Source organism: Streptomyces sp. PSU-S4-23, assembly GCF_055632315.1.
Map to the genome: position 1 here is coordinate 8,133,754 of NZ_JBVMUU010000002.1, position 18,661 is coordinate 8,152,414.

Genomic DNA, 18,661 nt, shown 5'->3' on the forward strand with positions numbered 1-18,661 from the left:
GTGACACCGCTGACTCTGACTCCGTGAGGTTGGCGCGAGGTTGGCGCCGCGGACCCGCCCCGGACCCGCCCCGGACCTGAAGGCCGCGGCCACGCGGTACGGGCCCCGGCCCTGCCGTCCCGGGCCCCGGACGCGCAGGCCGGGCGGCCGCCGGGGTCAGGCGCGCAGGGCGGTGCTGAGGCGGCCCACCGCGATCGGACGGCGCTTGTCGTCCGGGGCCAGCAGGCGCAGCGCGTGCTCGTGCACCTCCGCGTCGTACGGGGAGCTCTCCCCGTACCGCAGGGCGGCCTCGGGCCCGGAGCTGGCCAGTACGGCCTCCCGCACGGCGACCTCCAGATGGGCGCGCCATTCGAGGATGCCCGGAGCCTCGGAGCGGGGCAGCAGCGGGCCCCGGTAGTGGCGCAGTGCGGTCGCGATGTCGCCGTTCTCCAGGGCGCGCAGGACGTCGGCGGCGTCGCAGGCGACGGGCGCGGTCAGGGCGTAGCGGCGGGGCGCGATGCCGCCGCCGAGGGCCCGGCGCAGATGGGAGACCTCCGCCTTGAAGGTGGACGCCGTGACGGGGCGGTCGCCGTACAGGGCGTCCCGGAGGCGCTCGGAGGTGAAGCCGTCGGGTTCCAGCGCGAGCAGCGTGAGGATCTCCAGCTGGCGCGGGCGCACGGGCAGCGGGACGCCGCCGCGTTCGGCCCGCTCCGCGCCCAGCACGGTCAGCCGCACCGGGGCGAGGTCCGGCGAGCGAGGTGCGGGCATCTCCGTACGGAGCCTGCTCTCGATGGCGGACACCAGGGTACGCACCGTGGACATGGCCAGCGGGTGCGAACGGTCCCAGCTGGTGGACAGGTCCAGCACACCCAGGATCCGGCCGTCCGGGGCGCGCACCGGCGCGCAGTAGCAGACCCAGCCGTGCAGGGCCGTCACCAGGTGCTCGGCGGAGAAGACGGTGCTGGGCCGGCCGGTGCGCAGGGCCAGGGAGAGGGCGTTGGTGCCCATCGCCGCCTCGTCCCAGCGGCCGCCGGGCGCGAAGTTGACCCGCTCCGCGCGGCGCCGCATGGTCTGCCCGCCGCAGGTCCACAGGATGGTGCCCGACTCGTCCGTGACCGCGGTGACGAACCCGGCGTCGTCGGCGATGCTGTGCAGTTCGCCGGAGAGGTCGTCGACCGGCCGGCGCAGCACAGAGGCGGCCCACCGCTGGGCGACCGAGCGCCCGTCGGAGGCCGGGGCGCTGTCCCGGTCCGGGTCCACGCTGGTCAGGGAGCGCGCCCATGACTCGGAGACCTCCGGCCGGAGTGTCCCGCCGCCCGGCGACCGCCGGGCCTGCTTCAGATGCGGCACCCAGCGGGACCACTCGTCCTCCAGTGTGGCCCTGCGCCGCCGGAGGTCACTGCGCTGTGACATGTGCTTTCCTGCCGTCGTACCGGGACGATCGCTCATTGTCCGCCCGGGCCGTGCCGAGCGCACCTGTCCGATCGGACGGGGAACCCCCTCCGGACGGACGGGTGGCGCACCCGGGCTCGCCCGCCTACCTTGACCCTCGTATGGACGACAGTTATCGGACAAGTGAGCGCTAAAATCAAGGTCGCACACATGGTGCGGACTTCACGCAAGGGAACGGGCTCGGGAGGTCGCATGTCGCTCGCGTCAGGCGTCATGACGACCGGTGGTGGGGATCCCACCGCCGAGTGGAGCCGTGACGAGTACCAGTGCGAGCTGGTGGGGCCGCAGCCGGCGGGCGGCGCGCCCCTGGGCCGGTCCACGCGGCTGGCCAAGTTCCACGTCCCCGAGATCGTCTTCGGCCCGGGCTCGCTCGCCGAACTCGGGCACTGCGCGCTGCGGCTCGGCGCCCGCAGGCCGTTCCTCGTCACCGACCCCGGGCTGATCGAGGCCGGCTGGGTGGACGAGGCGGTCGGTCATCTGCGGCGGGTGGGCCTGCGGCCCGTGGTGTGGCACGACGTCACGCCCAACCCGAAGGACCGCGAGGTCGAGGCCGGTTTCCAGCGGTACAAGGAGAGCGGCAGCGACGTCATCGTGGGCGTGGGCGGCGGTTCCGTCATCGACGCCGCCAAGGGTGTGGCGATCCTGTCGGGCAACGGCGGACGCATCCTCGACTACGAGGGTGTGGACGAGGTCGTGCAGCCGATTCCCCCCACCGTGATGGTGCCCTCCACGTCGGGCACCGGCGCGGACGTGTCGCAGTTCGCCGTCATCACCGACACCACCGAACACATCAAGATCACCATCGTCAGCCGCACCCTGGTGCCGGAGATCTCGGTCATCGACCCGCGGCTGCTGACGACCATGCCGGACTGGCTGAACGCGGCGACCGGCCTGGACGCGCTGACGCACGCCATCGAGGCGTTCGTGTCCCGGGCGCACAACCCGCTCACCGACACGCACGCCCTGCACGCGGTCCGGCTGATCACCCGGAACCTGGTGCGCACCCAGGTGCTGCCCAAGGACTTCGGCGCCCGGCTCGCCATGGCCCAGGCGTCCCTGGAGGCCGGGATGGCCTTCACCAACGCGATCCTGGGCGCCACGCACGCCATGAGCCACCAGGTCGGCGGCCTGCTGGACGCCCCGCACGGCGTGGTCAACGGCGTGCTGCTGCCCCACGTCATCCGGTTCAACGCGCAGGCGTGGCCGGAGCGGTTCGTGGCGCTGGGCGAGGCGGCCGGCATACCGACCCAGGGCGTTCCCCCGTACGAGGTGGCGGTGCGCCTCGCCGAGCTCGTGCGGGCCCTGGCCGACGACGTCGGTGTGCCCAGGGGACTGGCCAGCCTGGGCGTCGCCGACTCCGACGTGCCCGTGCTGGCGCGTACCACGCTGAAGGACGCCTGCATGGCCACCAACCCCCGGAACGTCGGCGTCCGCGACGTCGAGACGCTGTTCCGCGCGGCGCTGTGAAGCGCTTCGGATGCCCGGTGAGGCGAGCCGCATGACCGTTCCCGAACCGTCCCCGCGCACCGCGGACCTGGGAGTGCTCACCGGCCTGCGCTCGGGCAAGCGGTCGTTCTACCCGGCGTATGTGCGCTCCACCGAGCGGCTGGAGCGCACCGTCGAGGCGCTGGACGGCATCTCGCGCGCCCTGGTCCGCACCGCCGAGGGGCCCAGGGCCCTGGTCGAGGCGGTCGTGCGGACCGCGGCCGACCATCTGCAGGCGCGCTGGCTGCTGCTGGCCGTGGCGGACGGCGCGCTGCGCGCGGCCCGGCCGCGGTTCCTGCTGTACGCCGACGACGTGCTGATCGACGACGAGACACTGCTGCCCGCAGAGGTGCGAGGGCATCTGCGGGTGCTGCGCACCCGGCCGTGGGAGGCGGCCACCTCGGCCGACGACCGGGCCTGGGTGCGGGCCCCGATGACCCTGGACGACGAGCCCGTCGGCGGGATCGCCGCACAGCCCGGCGCCGGAGTCGAGGTGGCCGACACCGACCTCGCGATCCTGCGCGTCCTGGCCAACCAGGCCGCCGTGGCGCTGCACAACACCTACCTCTTCCACGCGGCGACCGCGCTGCGCGGGCGCACCGAGGAGCTGTCGGAGGCCGCCGAGCGCCAGGCCCGGGACCTCGCCGCGCGCAACGCGGAACTGGCCCAGACGCAGGCGCGGCTGTTCGACGTGATGCAGCACCAGGCGCTCGACGACGAACGGCACCGCATCGCCCGTGAACTGCACGACAGCGTCGCCCAGTACGTGCTCAGCGCGGGCATGACCGTGGAGGTGTGCCGGGCCGAGCTGGAGTCCATGGGCGGCCGTGCGGCGGAGATCGCCGGGCGGCTCGCCGACGCCAAGGACCTCAGCCGGCAGGCCGTGGAGCGGCTGCGCGCCTCGATCTACGCGCTCCACCACTCCTCGCAGGAGCCGACCGGACCGCTCCCGGTCATGCTGGAGCGGCTCTCCACGGTGCACCTGCCGACCGCGCTGGACGTCCGTGTGTCCGTCCAGGGCACCCCGGTGCCGCTGCGGCCGCAGGCCGAGCAGTCCGTCCTGCGGCTGACCGGCGAGGCCCTGTTCAACTCCGCCACGCACGGCAAGGCGGGCCGGGCGCTGGTGCGGCTGCGGTACCTGCCGGACGCCGTCACACTGAGCGTGTCCGACGACGGAACCGGAGACCCCGCGCAGCTGCGGCGGGCGCTGGCACTCTCCCAGGCCGCCGACCTGTCGGGGCGCCACCGGGGACTCGCCAACATGGTCGCCAGGGCGGAGGAGCTCGGCGGCACCCTGTCCATCCGCCGCTCGCGCATGGGCGGCGTCCTGCTGCGGGTGCGCATCCCGCTGCCGGTGCGCGTCGATCAGGAGACAGCCGATGACCGCTGAACAGGACCTCACCACCCCCGTGGGCACGCTGCGGATCGTCCTCGTGGACGACCACGCGATCGTCCGGCACGGGCTGCGGTCGATCCTGGACCGGGAGAGCGACCTGGAGGTCGTGGGCGAGGCCAGCACGGCCGCCGAGGCGGAGGCCGTCGTCGACCGTCTGCACCCCGCGATCGTGCTGCTGGACCTGAAGCTGTCCACCGGCGCCGACACCGAGGGACTCGACCTGTGCGCACGGCTGACGCGCCGTCACCCCGGTCTCGCGGTCCTGGTGCTCACCACGTTCCTGGACGACAGCCTGGTGGTGGCCGCGATCCAGCACGGCGCGCGCGGCTACGTCGTCAAGGACGTGGACACCACCGAACTGCTGCGGGCCATCCGCGCCGTGGCCCGCAACGAGAGCGCCTTCGACTCGCACGCGGCCGCCGCGATGGTGCGCTCGATGCGCGTGCAGCCCGAGCAGCAGCCCAGGTTCACCGAACGCGAGGTGAAGGTGCTGCAGTTGCTGGCGCGCGGCCTGAGCAACCGGGACATCGGCGGGGAGCTGTACATCTCGGAGACGACGGTGAAGTTCCACGTGCGCAACATCATGCGCAAGATGGATGCCGGCAGCCGCGCCGAGGTCGTCTACGAGGCCAGCAAGATGGGCGTGATCTGACGCCCGCCCCAGGGGCCGCGCCGAAGGGCCGCCGGGGGGTCACCCGGCGTCGATCACCAGCCAGCCCCCGTGGTGGTCGCTCACCGCGGCCGGCAGCCCCGTGCCGCGGCCCAGGGCGGTGAGCGCGCCCCGGTCGAAGGAGCGGACGTGCCCGTAGGCGGCGGTCGGCTCGTCCTCGTACGGCACCGCCACCACCACGCGGCGCCGGGCCAGCCGCAGGGCCTCCTGCACGACGGCCTCGCCGTGCCCCGGATCCAGGTGCTCCAGGACGTGGATGACGGTGACGGTGTCCACCGAGCGGTCGGGCAGCGGCACCCGCGCCGCGTCGCAGGCCAGCGTGTCCAGCCGCACGTCCCGCACGCGGGCCACGGCGGACAGCAGCCGCATGGTGCCCCCCGCCAGATCCGAGGCGATCACGGTGTTCCGGGGGCGCCCGGCCAGCAGCAGGGGCAGGAAGCCGAAGCAGGAGCCCACGTCGAGCACGCTGCCCTCGCCGACCAGGTCCAGGGTGCGGCGGTAGACGGGGGCGAACCCGGCGATCGAGGAGTGCGTGGCCGCGGCCGGCCGGCGCCAGCACTCCCGGATCCGGTTGAGCGTGTTGTCGTAGAAGGTGGCCCACGCGGTCAGGGGACCGTCCACGCAGGAGCGCACGACGCCGGTGAAGACCCGCTCGAAGACATCGCTCCCGGACAGCCAGCCCGGCGCGAACAACTCCTCGGCGAGAAGTCCCGCCAGATCGTTGTCCAACTGGTCGGGGCGCAGCCAGTGGCCCAGTTCCACGCGGCGGCCGCGGCGGCGCAGCCTGAAGTGCTCGGTGCGCACGACCGGCACCTGGGCGGTGCCGTCGGCGAGCGGCTGCTCGCGCAGGACGCGCACCAGGTGATCGGCGTACAGGCCGGGCGCCTGGGGCGCGAGCGGGTCGATACGGCGCGCGGCGACGGCGATGCGGAGGCTGGGGACGCTCACGACGGCAGCTCCAGGAGGGCCGGGGGAAGGTGGTCGGCGGTGCTCATCGCCCGGTCGCCTCCGCCGCCATCCGGTGCGCCGTGCGCTGCAGCCCCGCGAGGTCGGCGACCACCTGCACGCGGTCGCAGTACTCGGCGTAGCGCGGCAGGTCGCAGGAGCCGAGGCCCCAGGAGAACCGGGGTTCGGGGGTGAGCCAGATCGTCTCCCGCACCCTGCGGGTGATCTCCTCGAAGGCGCGCAGCCCCGGCGCGTTGCCGTTGCCGCGTCCGTCGCCCAGCACCAGCAGGGTGGTGCGCCTGCCCAGGGCGGGCGCGTGCTCGGCCAGCAGCAGCTCGAACGTCCTGCCGTAGTCGGAGTTCGCGTCCACGTCGAGCAGGCCGCCGGCCGGGAGGCCGTCGAAGACCAGGCCCAGCGCCCGCTCCAGCGGGTGTTCGGTGAACAGTTCGGTGATCTCGGTCGGTTCGTCGACGAAGGCGAACGAGCGGACCTGCCCGAACAGGGACTGCAGCCCGTGCACCAGGTGCAGGGTGAAGCGCGCCGTCGCCCGCACCGAGAGCGACACGTCCACCAGGACCACCAGACGCGGCCGGTCCTCGGCACGGGTGACGGTGACGGGCCGGAACGGCACGCCGTCGTAGCGCATGTTGCGGCGCATGGTGCGGCCGGGGTGGACGCGCCCCCGCGGGGTGATGCGTTTGCGGCTGGTCAGCGCGCCGTGGAGGGAGCGGCCGACCCGGCGCAGGGCCTCCTCCAGCCGGGTGCGTTCGTCCTCGTCGACGCTCTCCAGGCGGGCCCGCTCGGCGATCCGGGCGGACTCCACCGCCACCGACTGCAGTTCCGCCAGCCGGTCGAGGTGGCGCTTCAGCAGGTCGGGCAGGTTGTCGATGACCCCGGCCGGCCGGCGGCGAAGGGCCTGGAGTTCCTTTCCGTCGGGGTCGTCGGACTCCGACGCGAGCAGGCCGAGCAGGGCGTCCTGCTGGGCCACGGTCAGCTCGGTGTCGATGGGCTGCCCGGTCGCCGCGGCGAGCTGCCCGGGGACGCCGGCGCCGTGCAGCCGCTCGGTCTCCAGCTGGACGGACGGGCCGCGGCCCGAGGGGTCGCTGCCGCCGTCCTTGGACAGCACGATCTCGTCGGTCATCGAGGCCAGGTCGATCTTGTTGGCCTCCTGGTGGAGGTTGTACTGCTGGGCCAGGTCCTGCTGGTCGAAGAAGTCGCGGATGTCGGCCGGCTTGCCGTGGCTGTGCCCCTGCTGCGGGGTCTCGGACGGCTCGTCGGAGACGGTGTACGACTCCAGTTCGCCCGTGTCGGCCAGGTCGTCGTGCTCGTGACCGTGGCCATGGCCGTCGGCATCCCCGGCCACCGGGCGGAGCGAGAAGAACGCGTCGAAGAGTTCGTCGAACAACTCCTCGTCGCGGCGGTCCTTGACCAGCGTCATGCGCAGCGCCTCACGCAGCGTCCCGCGCCGGCCCAGCACCCCGGGCTGGGCGGACGCACGCATCGCGTCCATGGCCTCCGACACGGACACGCGCAGCCCGAACAACCGCAGCACCCGTACGAACCGGTGCACACCGGCTTCCATACCCGCCTCCCCTGTCCCGTGTCAGCCGGTGCGCCGACGGGCTATGGCGGCGAAGGCGCGGGCACCCTGCCCGGCACCGGGCTCGGGGCGTCGCGTCGGGCCGGATCCCGGCGCCCCGTAGTAGCCCTCGTCGTGCCGGCCCTGCCGGTCCATCGCCGCCCGCAGGGCGCGCCCGTCCGCCTCGTCGGGCTGCTCGTGCGGGGCGTCGCCGTGGCCGTGGTGGTGCCCGCCCGGCTGATGGAGATGGTGGTGGCCGTGCCCGTCGTGGTGATGACCGTGCCCGTCGTGGTGGTGGCCCGGCTCGGGCAGCACGCGGTTGGGGTCGACGAGCCGCGGCAGGACGTCCAGCGCGCGGTGCAGGTCCCGCTCGTACTTGAGGACGACGTTGGCCGTGTCGGCCAGCACCCCGGGATCGAGTTCCTCGACGCCGAGGACGGCGAGGGTGCGGGCCCAGTCCACGGTCTCGGAGATGCTGGGGTTCTTGCGCAGCTCCAGCTCGCGCAGCCCGCGCACCACCTCGACCAGGTGGCGGGCGGCGGCCTCGGGCAACCCGGTGTCCTTGGAGCGCAGGATCTCCAGCTCCCGCTCGGCGTCGGGGTAGTCGAGGAAGAGATGCAGACATCGGCGCTTGAGCGCCGCCGACAGATCGCGGGTGTTGTTGGAGGTCAGCACGACGTACGGCGGTGTCTTCGCGGTGTACGTGCCGATCTCGGGCACCGACACCTGGTACTCGGCCAGGCACTCGAGCAGCACGGCCTCCAGTGCCTCGTCCGCCCGGTCCACCTCGTCGATGAGCAGGACGGCGGGCTCCTCCCCGCGGACGGCGTCCAGCAGCGGGCGCGGCGCGAGGAACCGGTCGGAGAAGAAGACGCTGTCCTCCTCCTCGATCCGCTGCACCGCAGAGGCCAGGTCGGGCGCGTCGGCGGTGAGGTCGCCGATCTTGTCCCGCAGCATCTGCGTGTACAGCAACTGCTTGCCGTAGTCCCACTCGTACAGGGCGCGGCTCTCGTCCTGGCCCTCGTAGCACTGCAGGCGCAGCAGCCGGCGCCCGGTGGCGGCGGCGAGGGTCTTGGCCAGTTCGGTCTTGCCGACACCGGCCGGGCCCTCCAGGAGCACCGGCTTGTCCAGCCGGGTCAGCAGGAACACGGTCGTGGCCAGCCGGCGGTCGGCGATGTAGCCGTGGCCGGCGAAACGCTCGGTGACGTCCTCGACCGAGGTGAATGAGGTGAATGCGGCGGGGTGGTCGGGTGTGGCGGGCACGGGTCCTCCGTCGGGGAGACGGGGGCGGGGAACGGCGACCTCGGTCCGTTCCCCGCCCCCGGGCGGGAAGGGCTCAGCTGAGCAGGTCGTCCAGGTCGCCGGTCATGCAGTGCTCGACGACGGGCCGGACGGTGTCGAACGTGCACTCCTTGGCGTTGCCCGGGGTGCAGGCGTCACCGAGGACGTGGTTCGTGATGCGGTCGACGTCGGCGGCGTCGCCCGTGATCACCTTGGCCTGCTCGTAGAACTTCGTCGGGCCCTGGCCGAGCCGGTTCTTGGAGTACGTGTCCTGCCTGACGTCCACGAACTTCTCCGGGATGCCGACGTCGCGCAGCAGCCGGATGCCCGCCGCGAGCGCCGCCTCCGCGGCCTTGACCTTCGACATGCCGTGCGTGTCCACGCCCATCACCTCGGCGATGTCCGCGAACCGCTCGTAGTGGGCCGGCATGTTGAACGCCCACACGCGCGGCAGCGCGATGGCGTTGTTGAGTCCGTGGTGGGTGTCGTAGAACGCGCTGACCGCGTGCGAGATGGAGTGGATGATGCCGAGGCCACCGGAGTTGAAGGCCTGCGCCGCGATGTACTGCGCGTACATCATCCCCTCGCGCCCGGCCAGGTCCTGGCCGTTCCACACCGCCTGCCGCAGATGCTGTGCGGTCAGCCGGATGGCGTGCAGCGCGTTGCCCAGCGACGGCTGGAAGTTCAGCCGTGACACATACGGCTCGGAGGCGTGCGCGAGCACGTCGAAACCGCACTGCGCCGTGTAGTCGAGCGGGCAGTCGTAGTACAGCGTCGGGTCGTCGATCGCGAGCGTGGCCACCGACGCGTCGTCGAACGCCACGTACTTGTGGGGGTTGTCGGGGTCGGTCGTGGTGTCGGTGATGACGTACGCCCACGAGGTCTCCGACCCCGTGCCCGCCGTGGTGGACACGGCGATGTGCGGCGGGTTCTTGGGGTTCTCGGACTTGTTGAAGCCCTCGAAGTCATTGACGTTGCGGCCGTCGTGGGCCACCGAGATGCGGGCGCCCTTGCACGCGTCGTGCGAGGAGCCGCCCCCGATGGAGACGAACGAGTCGCACTTGTTCTCCTGGTACAGCGCCACGGCGTCCATGACGTTGTAGTCCTTGGGGTTCGACTCGACCTTGTCGTACAGGACGACTTCGAGACCGTGGTACTTCATCGACTCGACGATCTTGTGCACGGTGTCGCTGCCGCGCAGCCCCGTGGTCATCACCAGCGTGCGCCGGAAGCCCAGCTTCTTGGCCTCCGGACCGATCAGTTCGTGCGCACCCGGCCCGAGGAGCGCCCGGGGGAAAGGGTGGAACTCCTTGATGGGGAACGGCTTGAGAAGTTCTTCGACCTGCATGATCGCGACTGTCCTCTCCGCGCGGTGAAGCGCGTGTACTGCGGCGGCTGCTCCGTGGCCGGCGGCGCAGAGGTCCGGGGTGGAGCACGGACGCGCCGGAAGTTGGCGGCGTGCATCACCCTCGGGGAACGCACCGCGACGGCGATACCGGCCGCTCGGGCGGCAGGCGGGCGCGGACGGAGGGGATGCGCCCTGCCCGATCGGAGGGGGCGCCCGGCGGTGACCGGCCGCGGGGCGGGTCACCTGTCCGACCGGACAGGGCGAGGGCGGCCGAAAGCAGGGCGAGACGCGGGGCCGTCCGGCCTAGCGTCGAGTGCTGTCCGGCCCGCGTGCCGCGGCCCGGAACCCCCCGCCCTTCCCGACCCCCGCTCCAGGAGGACTGCCATGCCCGCCGTGCAGAACGACACCCGTACCGTCGAGCAGGACGACACCGTCGCGGCGACCGCGGACGACATGACCGAGGAGGTCCTCGTCGAGGAGGTCTCCATCGACGGCATGTGCGGCGTCTACTAGGCGCACCGCCATGCCCTCGCCCTTCGACGCCGCCCGGCCCTACCGGCTCAGCCCCGACGTCGCGTTGCGCCCCGAACCCTTCGGGGCGCTGGCCTACCACTTCGGCAATCGCCGGCTGTCGTTCCTGAAGGCACCCGAGCTCGTCGAGCTGGTGCGCGGCCTGGGCGGTCACGGCAGCGTGCGCGAGGCGCTGGCGGGCGTGCCGGAGGGACGCCGGGACGCCCTCCGGCGCGCGCTGGCCTCGCTCGCCGCCGCCGAGATGATCATCCCCAGTGAACCCAGTGAAGCGGAGCCGCAGCGGTGACCGTCACCTATGAAGCCACACCCGTCCCCGCCCTCGTCGAGCAGTTCAAGGGCGGACTGCACGCCCCGATCTGCCTGACCTGGGAGTGGACGTACGCGTGCAACCTCTCCTGTGCGCACTGCCTGTCCTCGTCCGGACGGCGCGACCCGGCCGAGCTGTCCACGGACGAGATCAAGTCCGTGATCGACGAACTCCAGCGCATGCAGGTGTTCTACGTCAACGTCGGCGGCGGCGAGCCCACCGTCCGCCCCGACTTCTGGGAGCTGCTCGACTACGCGATCGCCCACCAGGTCGGCGTGAAGTTCTCCACCAACGGACTGCGGCTGACGCCCGAACGCGCCCGGCGGCTGGCCGGCACCGACTACGTCGATGTGCAGATCTCCCTGGACGGCGCGACCCGCGAGGTCAACGACGCGGTGCGCGGCCGGGGTTCCTACGACATGGCGGTGCGCGCGATGGAGAACCTCGCGGCGGCCGGCTTCCGGGACTTCAAGATCTCCGTTGTGATGACCCGTCAGAACGTGCCGCAGCTCGATGACTTCGCGGCACTGGCGGACCGGTACGGAGCCCAGCTGCGCATCACCCGGCTGCGGCCCTCCGGACGGGGCGCCGACGTGTGGGACGAGCTGCACCCCACCGTGGAGCAGCAGCGCGAGATCTACACCTGGCTCGTGGGCCACGGCGAGAAGGTGCTCACCGGCGACTCCTTCTTCCACCTCAACGCGCTCGGCTCCCAGCCGCTGCCCGGACTCAACCTGTGCGGAGCCGGGCGCGTGGTGTGCCTGATCGACCCGGTGGGCGACGTGTACGCCTGCCCGTTCGCCATCCACGACGCGTTCAGGGCGGGCACCGTCCGCGCGCCGGGAGGCTTCGAGCGGGTGTGGCGGGACTCCGGGCTGTTCAGCGGTCTGCGCCGGCCCTCCACCGCGGGAGCCTGCGCCGGCTGCTCGGCGTACGACGCCTGCCAGGGTGGTTGCATGGCCGCGAAGTTCTTCACCGGCCTGCCGCTCGACGGACCCGACCCGGAGTGCGTCCACGGCCATGGCGCCGCCGCGCTCGCGGGCACCGACCGCTCCGCGCTTCCCCGCCAGGGCAACGACCACTCGCACCGCACCGTGCCCCTGGGGATGCCCGCCGTCCGCAGTCTCCCCCTGCTACCGCCGGGAGGTGCCCCCAGCCCGGGCCGCTTCTGCGACGAGAGCCCCCTGGCCGGCCTGGAACCGATGTGACCGGCCGTACCACCGCACCGCCGGCCCCCACACACGGCGCGGCCGGCCCACGACACGAAAGAGGACGAACATGAGCGGGTGGATCGAGACGGTTGCCGAGGCCCAGCGGCGAGCGAGGAAGCGGCTGCCGAAGTCCGTCTACAGCGCGCTGCTCGCCGGCTCCGAGAAGGGCGTCTCCTACGACGACAACACCGCCGCCTTCACCGAGCTGGGCTTCGCCCCGCACGTGGCGGGGCTGTCGGCCAAGCGCGAGATGTCCACGACGGTCATGGGGCAGCAGATCGACCTGCCGGTGATCATCTCCCCGACCGGCGTGCAGGCCGTGCACCCGGACGGCGAGGTGGCCGTCGCGCGCGCCGCCGCGGCGCGGGGCACCGCGATGGGCCTCAGCTCGTTCGCCAGCAAGTCGCTGAGGGACGTCGCGGCCGCGAACCCGCGGACCTTCTTCCAGATGTACTGGATGGGTTCCAGGGACGCGATGGAGCGGCGGATCGAGTACGCCCGCGAAGCGGGGGCCAAGGGACTGATCGTCACCCTCGACTGGTCCTTCTCCTACGGCCGGGACTGGGGCAGCCCCGCGATCCCCGAACGGCTCGACCTCAAGGCCATGGCGCGGTTCGCCCCCGAGGCGCTGGCCCGTCCGCGCTGGCTGTGGGACTTCGTGAAGTCCCGCAGCCTCCCGGACCTGACGACACCGAACCTCGCCGAGGCAGGCCAGGACGCGCCGACGTTCTTCGGCGCCTACGGCGAGTGGATGCAGACGCCCCCGCCGTCCTGGGACGACGTGCGCTGGCTGCGCGAGCAGTGGGACGGACCGTTCCTGCTCAAGGGCATCTGCCGCGTGGACGACGCCCGCCGCGCGGTCGACGCGGGCGTCACCGCGATCTCCGTGTCCAACCACGGCGGCAACAACCTCGACGCGACCCCGGCACCGATCCGCGCGCTGCCCGCCGTCGCGGCCGTGGTCGGCGACCAGGTCGAGGTGCTGCTCGACGGCGGCGTCCGCCGCGGCAGCGACGTGGTCAAGGCGCTGGCGCTCGGCGCCCGGGCGGTGATGATCGGCCGCGCCTACCTGTGGGGACTGGCGGCGGGAGGCCAGGGCGGAGTGGAGAACGTCCTCGACGTCCTCAGCCGCGGCATCGACTCCGCCCTGCTCGGCCTGGGGCGCTCGTCCGTCCACGAACTGACCCCCGCCGACGTGGTCGTCCCGCCCGGCTTCACCCGTACCCTCGGCGCGGCTTCCCGCACACCGGGGACGGTGTGACATGCGGCCCGAGGCCGTGACGGGCGGTGCGCCATGACGGGCGGTGCGCCATGACGGCGGTGACGCGCCTGGCGGACCTGGCCTGGCCCGACCTGGAGGGCCGCCGCCCCCTGGTGCTGCTGCCCCTCGGCTCCTGCGAGCAGCACGGCCCGCACCTGCCGCTGGACACCGACTCGGCGGTGGCCTCGGCCGTGGCCGAGCGGGCCGCGGCCCGGCTGGCCGGAGAACTGGACCTGGTGATCGCGCCGCCCCAGCCCTACGGCGCCAGCGGCGAACACGAGGGCTTCCCCGGCACGGTGTCCATCGGACACGCCGCGCTGCGACTGCTGCTGACCGAGACCGGCCGCTCGCTGCTGCGCTGGGCGGGCCGCCTGCTGGTGGTCAACGGCCACGGCGGCAACCTGGCCGGCCTGGTCGGCGCCGTGCGCGGACTGCGCGGCGAGAGCCGCGACGCGGCCTGGTGGCCGTGCCTGCCGCCGGGCGGCGACGCCCACGCGGGCCGCACCGAGACCTCCCTGATGCTGCGGCTGCGGCCTTCGGCCGTGCGCGGCGACAGGGCCGTCGCCGGACCCACCGAGCCGGTCCGCCTGCTGATGGACCGGCTGGTCGCCGAGTCCGTACGCGGGGTCAGCCCGTCCGGAGTCCTCGGCGATCCGGCGGGGGCCGGGACCGCCGAGGGCGAACGGCTCCTCGAGGGGATGGCCGACCGGCTGGCCTGCGACATCCGCGCCTGGCAGATCTCCCCGCGGGGCCGGCTCGGCGTGTCCGAACGGCGCCCGGTCACCGCCCGGACGGGGGGCGGGCGGTGACCGGGCGCCGGGTCGCCGTCGTCACCGGCGCCGCCCGCGGCATCGGCGCCGCGACCGTCCGGCAGCTGGCCCGTGACGGCTGGGCCGTCGTCGCCGTCGACCGCTGCGCCGACGACCCCGACGTGCCCTACCCGCTCGCCGAGCCGCACCGGCTCGACGCGCTGGCCGAGGAGTTCGGGGATGTCCGCGCCGTCCGGGCGGACGTCCGGGACGCGGCCGCGCTGGGCCTGGCCGTCGCGTCGGCCGAGAGCGAGTTCGGCGGACTCGACGCCGCCGTGGCCGCGGCGGCGGTGGTGCTCGGCGGGGAACCGGTGTGGGAGCAGAGCGACACCCAGTGGCGCACGCTGCTCGACGTGGACGTCCTGGGCGTGGCCCACCTGGCGCGCGCCGCCGTGCCCGCACTGCTGCGCCGTCCGCGGCCCCGCAGCGGCCGGTTCGTCGCCCTCGCCTCGGCCGCCGCGCACCGGGGGCTGTGGGGCCTGGGCGCCTACTGCGCGGCCAAGCACGCGGTGGTCGGACTGGTCCGCGGCCTCGCCTGCGACCTGCGGGACACCGGCGTGGGCGCCGTCGCCGTGTCCCCCGGCTCCACCCGCACGGAGATGCTGCGGGCCACGGCCGGCCTGTACGGCCTGCCCGGCATCGACACGCTCTCCGAACGGCAGCTGACCGGGCGCCCGCTGGAGCCGGAGGAGGTGGCCGCCGCGGTGGCCTGGGCCTGTTCGGCGGAGTCCTTCGCGGTCACCGGTTCGGTGCTGCACGCAGACGGGGGGTTCACGGCATGACACGACTCATCGGACACGCGGCGGCGGGCACCCCGCCGCCGGGCGCGCTGCCGTCCCCGCCCGCCGACCGGCTCCCCGACGGGTTCGCGGTCGAACTCGCCGCCGACACCCATCGCTCGCGCGACGGCCACCTGATGCTCGGCGGCTCGCCTCCCCGGCTGCTGCGCCTCCGGGCCGCGGCGGTCCGGCTGCTGCGGGACGGCGGGTTCGTCGTGACGGACGCCGGGAGCGCCGCACTCGCCCGCCGGCTCCTGGACGCGGGCGTGGCCCACCCCCGCCCCCCGCTGGCACCGGTCCGCGACACCACGATCGCGATCCCGGTACGCGACCGGGCCGCCCAGCTCGACGGACTGCTGGCCGCGCTGCGCGCCGACCCGGCCACCGCGGCCCTGCCGGTCCTGGTGGTGGACGACGGCTCCCGCGACCCGGACGCCCTCGCCCGGGCGGCCCGGCGGCACGGCGCCCGGCTGCTCGTCCACGCGCGCAACCTCGGCCCCGCCGCCGCCCGCAACACCGCGCTGCGGCACGCCCGCACGGCGTACGTCGCGTTCTGCGACTCCGACGTCGTGCCCGAACGGGGCTGGCTCGCCCCGCTGCTGGCGCAGTTCGGCGACCCCGCCGTGGCCCTCGCCGCCCCCAGGGTGGTCGCCCTGCCCGTCCCCGGGCCGGGGCGCCTGGACCGCTACGAGCAGGTCCGCTCGCCGCTCGACATGGGGCCGCGGGAGGGCCCGGTCGTGCCGGTCTCGATGCTCGCCTACGTCCCGAGCGCGACCATCGTGGTCCGCCGGTCCGCGCTCGGCACCGGGTTCGCCCCCGGCATGCGGGTCGGGGAGGACGTCGACCTGTGCATGCGGCTGCACGAGGCGGGCTGGCGGCTGCGCTACGTCCCCACCGTCCGCGTGGGCCACCGCCACCGCACCGACCTGCGCGGCTGGCTCGCCCAGCGGGCCGGATACGGCACCGGCGCCGCCGACCTGGCGCTGCGTCACCCCGGCCTGGTGCCCCCGCTGTACGCCGCTCCCTGGTCGCTCGCCGCCTGCGCGCTGCTCCTGCGGGGCAGACCGCTGCCGGCGGCCGCGGCGCTCGCCCTGACCGCGACGACCGCCGTACGGGTGGCACGGCGCATGCCGGACGCCGACGCCCCCGCCCGGGCCGGGACCCTGCTGGCGCTCGCCGCGCTGCGCGGCACCGCCGAGCAACTGCTGCGCTGCGCCACCCGGCACCACTGGCCGCTCGCCGTGGCGGCCGCGGCCGCCAGCCGCCGGGCCCGGTGGGTCCTGGCCGCCGCCGCCCTCGCCGAGGGGCTGGCCGACCACCGCCGTTCGGACACCCCGCTGGGCCCGCTGACGTACACGGCGATCCGGCGCCTGGACGATCTGGCCTACGGATGGGGCGTGTGGCAGGGCGCCGTGCGGCGCGGGACCGCCGCGCCGCTGGTTCCCCGCCTCGCCCTGCCCCTGCGCCGCGCGGGCCGCCGTCCCGTACGGCGCCCCTGGGAGCCCCGCCCCGTGGCGCCAACCTCGCACCAACCCGCCACGGCCACCGTGGAGACCTGGTGACGGCCGTGCCGTCCCCGCTCCCCGAGAGGCAGCCCCGTCGAGCGGCAGGCCCGTCGCCCCTACCCGCACACCTGGAGGAAATCAGCATGTCCCCGCGCCCCGATCCCCGTCCCGCAGCCGGCGGTCCGCTCGCCGGAGAGGCCGAGGCGGCGCCCCGGCCCGGCGAGCGGACGGCGGCCGACCGCCTGGCGTTCTGGTCGCGGCAGGCGGAAGAACTGCACTGGGAGACCAGGTGGTCCGAGGTCCTGGACTGGTCCGGCGCGCCGTTCGCGCGCTGGTTCACCGGCGGACGGCTGAACGTCGCGTACAACTGCGTCGACCGGCACGTCGAGACCGGTCACGGCGACCAGGTCGCCTTCCACTGGGAGGGCGAGCCCGGCGACACCCGTACGATCACCTACGCGGACCTCCGGCGCGAGGTCTGCAGAACCGCCAACGCCCTGCTGTCCCTGGGGCTGAGGGCCGGCGACCGGGTCGCCATCCAGCTCCCGATGATCCCCGAGGCCGTGTTCGCCATGCTGGCCTGCGCCCGGCTCGGGCTGCCGCACAGCGTGGTCTTCGGCGGATTCTCGCCCGCCGCCCTGCAGTCGCGCATCGAGGACGCCGAGGCGCGCCTGCTGATCACCTCGGACGGGCAGTACCGCCGGGGCCGCGCGGAACCCATGAAGGCGAACACCGACGAGGCGACACGGCACGCCCCGAGCATCGAACACGTCCTGGTGGTGCGGCGCACCGGCACCGAGGTGCCCTGGACCGAGGGCCGCGACCTGTGGTGGCACGACCTCGTCGACACACAGCCCGACGAGCACCGGCCCGAGGCGTTCGACGCCGAGCACCCGCTCTTCATCCTCTACACCTCGGGCACCACCGGGAGGCCGAAGGGCATCCTGCACACCTCCGGCGGCTATCTGACGCAGACCGCGTACACCCACCGCGCCGTCTTCGACCTCGACCCCGACACCGACGTCTACTGGTGCACCGCCGACATCGGCTGGATCACCGGGCACTCCTACATCGTCTACGGGCCGCTCGCCAACCGGACCACGTCGGTCCTGTACGAGGGCACGCCCACCACCCCGCACGAGGGGCGGCACTTCGAGATCATCGAGAAGTACGGGGTCTCCGTCTACTACACCGCTCCCACCCTGATCCGCACGTTCATGAAGTGGGGCGAGCAGCTTCCGGCCCGCTACGACCTGTCGTCGATCGGCATGCTCGGCAGCGTCGGGGAGCCCATCAACCCCGAGGCATGGCGCTGGTACCGCAAGCACATCGGCGGCGACCGCGTGCCGGTCGTGGACACCTGGTGGCAGACCGAGACCGGCGCCGTGATGATCGCGCCCCTTCCCGGAGCCGCGCCCGCCAAGCCCGGCTCGGCACAGGCACCGCTGCCGGGCGTCTCCGCCAAGGTCGTCGACGACCAGGGCCAGGAGGTCGGCCGGGGCGAGAGCGGCTACCTCGTGCTGGACCAGCCCTGGCCGGCGATGCTGCGCGGCATCTGGGGCGACGAGGACCGCTACCGCGAGACCTACTGGGCCCGCTTCGCCCACCGCGGCCACTACTTCGCCGGCGACGGCGCCCGCTACGACGAGGACGGCGACATCTGGCTGCTGGGCCGCGTGGACGACGTCATGAACGTCTCCGGGCACCGGATCTCCACCGCCGAGGTCGAGTCGGCGCTCGTGTCGCACCCCTCGGTGGCCGAGGCCGCGGTGGTGGGGGCCTCGGACCCGACGACCGGGCAGGCGATCGTGGCCTTCGTGATCCTGCGCGCGGGCGCCACCGACGGGGACGCGGCGGAGGTGACCGCGGCGCTGCGCGAGCACGTGGCCCGGGAGATCGGTCCGATCGCCAAGCCCGGCCGGATCCTGGTGGTCCCGGAACTGCCCAAGACGCGCTCCGGGAAGATCATGCGCAGGCTGCTGCGCGACGTGGCCGAGAACCGCGAGGTCGGCGATGTCACGACGCTCGCCGACGCCTCCGTGATGGATCTGATCAACGCCGGGCTCACCGGCCGCCCCCCGCGGGCCGACTGACCTCGGCCGGCCGCCGGACACGGAGGACGG

The 18,661-nt window shown here is 73.8% G+C and carries 16 protein-coding genes; 11 read left to right on the forward strand and 5 right to left on the reverse strand.

Annotation, left to right across the window (positions count from 1 at the left end):
- Window positions 1-156: 156 nt before the first annotated feature.
- Window positions 157-1,392, reverse strand: a complete 1,236-nt coding sequence (locus ACZ79I_RS36750; RefSeq protein WP_471503630.1) for an AfsR/SARP family transcriptional regulator — start codon at window positions 1,390-1,392, stop codon at window positions 157-159.
- Between the two features lie 231 nt (window positions 1,393-1,623).
- On the opposite strand from ACZ79I_RS36750, the gene ACZ79I_RS36755 reads away from it, so the two are divergent.
- From ACZ79I_RS36755 to ACZ79I_RS36765, 3 genes are read left to right on the forward strand one after another with little or no spacing between them, the layout of a single operon-like run.
- Window positions 1,624-2,898 carry an iron-containing alcohol dehydrogenase gene (locus ACZ79I_RS36755; protein WP_471503632.1) on the forward strand — a complete coding sequence of 425 codons (1,275 nt, stop codon included), beginning with the start codon at window positions 1,624-1,626 and terminating at the stop codon, window positions 2,896-2,898.
- A gap of 31 nt (window positions 2,899-2,929) precedes the next feature.
- Window positions 2,930-4,306, forward strand: coding sequence for a MadS family sensor histidine kinase (locus tag ACZ79I_RS36760; protein WP_471503634.1), 1,377 nt, complete (start codon window positions 2,930-2,932; stop codon window positions 4,304-4,306).
- Window positions 4,296-4,964 (forward strand): MadR family response regulator transcription factor, encoded by a 669-nt coding sequence (locus ACZ79I_RS36765; protein ID WP_471503636.1) that lies wholly within the window; start codon window positions 4,296-4,298, stop codon window positions 4,962-4,964. Before ACZ79I_RS36760 ends, ACZ79I_RS36765 begins: the two co-directional genes overlap by 11 nt.
- A 39-nt stretch (window positions 4,965-5,003) precedes the next feature.
- On the opposite strand, the gene mftM is transcribed toward ACZ79I_RS36765, so the two are convergent.
- From mftM to mdo, 4 genes are all read right to left on the reverse strand, one after another.
- Window positions 5,004-5,930 carry a mycofactocin oligosaccharide methyltransferase MftM gene (gene mftM / locus ACZ79I_RS36770; RefSeq protein ID WP_471503638.1) on the reverse strand — a complete coding sequence of 309 codons (927 nt, stop codon included), beginning with the start codon at window positions 5,928-5,930 and terminating at the stop codon, window positions 5,004-5,006.
- A gap of 43 nt (window positions 5,931-5,973) precedes the next feature.
- Window positions 5,974-7,509, reverse strand: coding sequence for a VWA domain-containing protein (locus ACZ79I_RS36775; protein WP_471503640.1), 1,536 nt, complete (start codon window positions 7,507-7,509; stop codon window positions 5,974-5,976).
- Window positions 7,510-7,530: 21 nt separating this feature from the next.
- Window positions 7,531-8,769: an AAA family ATPase gene (locus ACZ79I_RS36780; RefSeq protein WP_471503642.1), complete on the reverse strand. Its 1,239-nt coding sequence runs from the start codon at window positions 8,767-8,769 to the stop codon at window positions 7,531-7,533.
- Between the two features lie 73 nt (window positions 8,770-8,842).
- On the reverse strand, window positions 8,843-10,135 hold the full coding sequence (gene mdo / locus ACZ79I_RS36785) for an NDMA-dependent methanol dehydrogenase (protein ID WP_471503644.1): 1,293 nt from the start codon (window positions 10,133-10,135) through the stop codon (window positions 8,843-8,845).
- Window positions 10,136-10,519: 384 nt separating this feature from the next.
- Between mdo and mftA the strand changes: the two genes are divergently transcribed.
- The 8 genes from mftA (at window position 10,520) to acs (ending at window position 18,631) form a co-directional block, all read left to right on the forward strand.
- Window positions 10,520-10,648: a mycofactocin precursor MftA gene (gene mftA / locus ACZ79I_RS36790; protein WP_471503646.1), complete on the forward strand. Its 129-nt coding sequence runs from the start codon at window positions 10,520-10,522 to the stop codon at window positions 10,646-10,648.
- A gap of 10 nt (window positions 10,649-10,658) precedes the next feature.
- Window positions 10,659-10,952, forward strand: a complete 294-nt coding sequence (mftB, locus tag ACZ79I_RS36795; protein WP_471503648.1) for a mycofactocin biosynthesis chaperone MftB — start codon at window positions 10,659-10,661, stop codon at window positions 10,950-10,952.
- Complete coding sequence (mftC, locus tag ACZ79I_RS36800; protein ID WP_471503650.1) at window positions 10,949-12,181, forward strand: mycofactocin radical SAM maturase; 1,233 nt, start codon at window positions 10,949-10,951, stop codon at window positions 12,179-12,181. The genes mftB and mftC overlap by 4 nt, the downstream gene beginning before the upstream one ends.
- Window positions 12,182-12,251: 70 nt before the next feature.
- Window positions 12,252-13,445: a pre-mycofactocin synthase MftD gene (gene mftD, locus ACZ79I_RS36805; protein ID WP_471503652.1), complete on the forward strand. Its 1,194-nt coding sequence runs from the start codon at window positions 12,252-12,254 to the stop codon at window positions 13,443-13,445.
- A gap of 50 nt (window positions 13,446-13,495) precedes the next feature.
- Window positions 13,496-14,254 (forward strand): mycofactocin biosynthesis peptidyl-dipeptidase MftE, encoded by a 759-nt coding sequence (gene mftE / locus ACZ79I_RS36810; protein WP_471503654.1) that lies wholly within the window; start codon window positions 13,496-13,498, stop codon window positions 14,252-14,254.
- Entirely contained in the window at window positions 14,251-15,036 is a 786-nt protein-coding gene (locus ACZ79I_RS36815; protein ID WP_471503656.1) for a mycofactocin-coupled SDR family oxidoreductase, read from the forward strand. Before mftE ends, ACZ79I_RS36815 begins: the two co-directional genes overlap by 4 nt.
- Window positions 15,033-16,595 (forward strand): mycofactocin biosynthesis glycosyltransferase MftF, encoded by a 1,563-nt coding sequence (mftF, locus tag ACZ79I_RS36820; protein ID WP_471503658.1) that lies wholly within the window; start codon window positions 15,033-15,035, stop codon window positions 16,593-16,595. Before ACZ79I_RS36815 ends, mftF begins: the two co-directional genes overlap by 4 nt.
- Before the next feature lie 86 nt (window positions 16,596-16,681).
- Complete coding sequence (gene acs, locus ACZ79I_RS36825) at window positions 16,682-18,631, forward strand: acetate--CoA ligase (protein WP_471503660.1); 1,950 nt, start codon at window positions 16,682-16,684, stop codon at window positions 18,629-18,631.
- Window positions 18,632-18,661 lie beyond the last annotated feature (30 nt).

What these genes read in the sequence shown, in the direction of transcription:
- ACZ79I_RS36750 (WP_471503630.1), bottom strand. Translation starts at nt 1,392, where the DNA reads ATGTCACAGCGCAGTGACCTCCGGCGGCGCAGGGCCACACTGGAGGAC.
- mdo (WP_471503644.1), bottom strand. Translation starts at nt 10,135, where the DNA reads ATGCAGGTCGAAGAACTTCTCAAGCCGTTCCCCATCAAGGAGTTCCAC.
- mftD (WP_471503652.1), top strand. Translation starts at nt 12,252, where the DNA reads ATGAGCGGGTGGATCGAGACGGTTGCCGAGGCCCAGCGGCGAGCGAGG.
- ACZ79I_RS36775 (WP_471503640.1), bottom strand. Translation starts at nt 7,509, where the DNA reads ATGGAAGCCGGTGTGCACCGGTTCGTACGGGTGCTGCGGTTGTTCGGG.
- ACZ79I_RS36760 (WP_471503634.1), top strand. Translation starts at nt 2,930, where the DNA reads ATGACCGTTCCCGAACCGTCCCCGCGCACCGCGGACCTGGGAGTGCTC.
- mftB (WP_471503648.1), top strand. Translation starts at nt 10,659, where the DNA reads ATGCCCTCGCCCTTCGACGCCGCCCGGCCCTACCGGCTCAGCCCCGAC.
- ACZ79I_RS36755 (WP_471503632.1), top strand. Translation starts at nt 1,624, where the DNA reads ATGTCGCTCGCGTCAGGCGTCATGACGACCGGTGGTGGGGATCCCACC.
- mftE (WP_471503654.1), top strand. Translation starts at nt 13,496, where the DNA reads ATGACGGCGGTGACGCGCCTGGCGGACCTGGCCTGGCCCGACCTGGAG.
- ACZ79I_RS36765 (WP_471503636.1), top strand. Translation starts at nt 4,296, where the DNA reads ATGACCGCTGAACAGGACCTCACCACCCCCGTGGGCACGCTGCGGATC.
- acs (WP_471503660.1), top strand. Translation starts at nt 16,682, where the DNA reads ATGTCCCCGCGCCCCGATCCCCGTCCCGCAGCCGGCGGTCCGCTCGCC.
- mftF (WP_471503658.1), top strand. Translation starts at nt 15,033, where the DNA reads ATGACACGACTCATCGGACACGCGGCGGCGGGCACCCCGCCGCCGGGC.
- mftA (WP_471503646.1), top strand. Translation starts at nt 10,520, where the DNA reads ATGCCCGCCGTGCAGAACGACACCCGTACCGTCGAGCAGGACGACACC.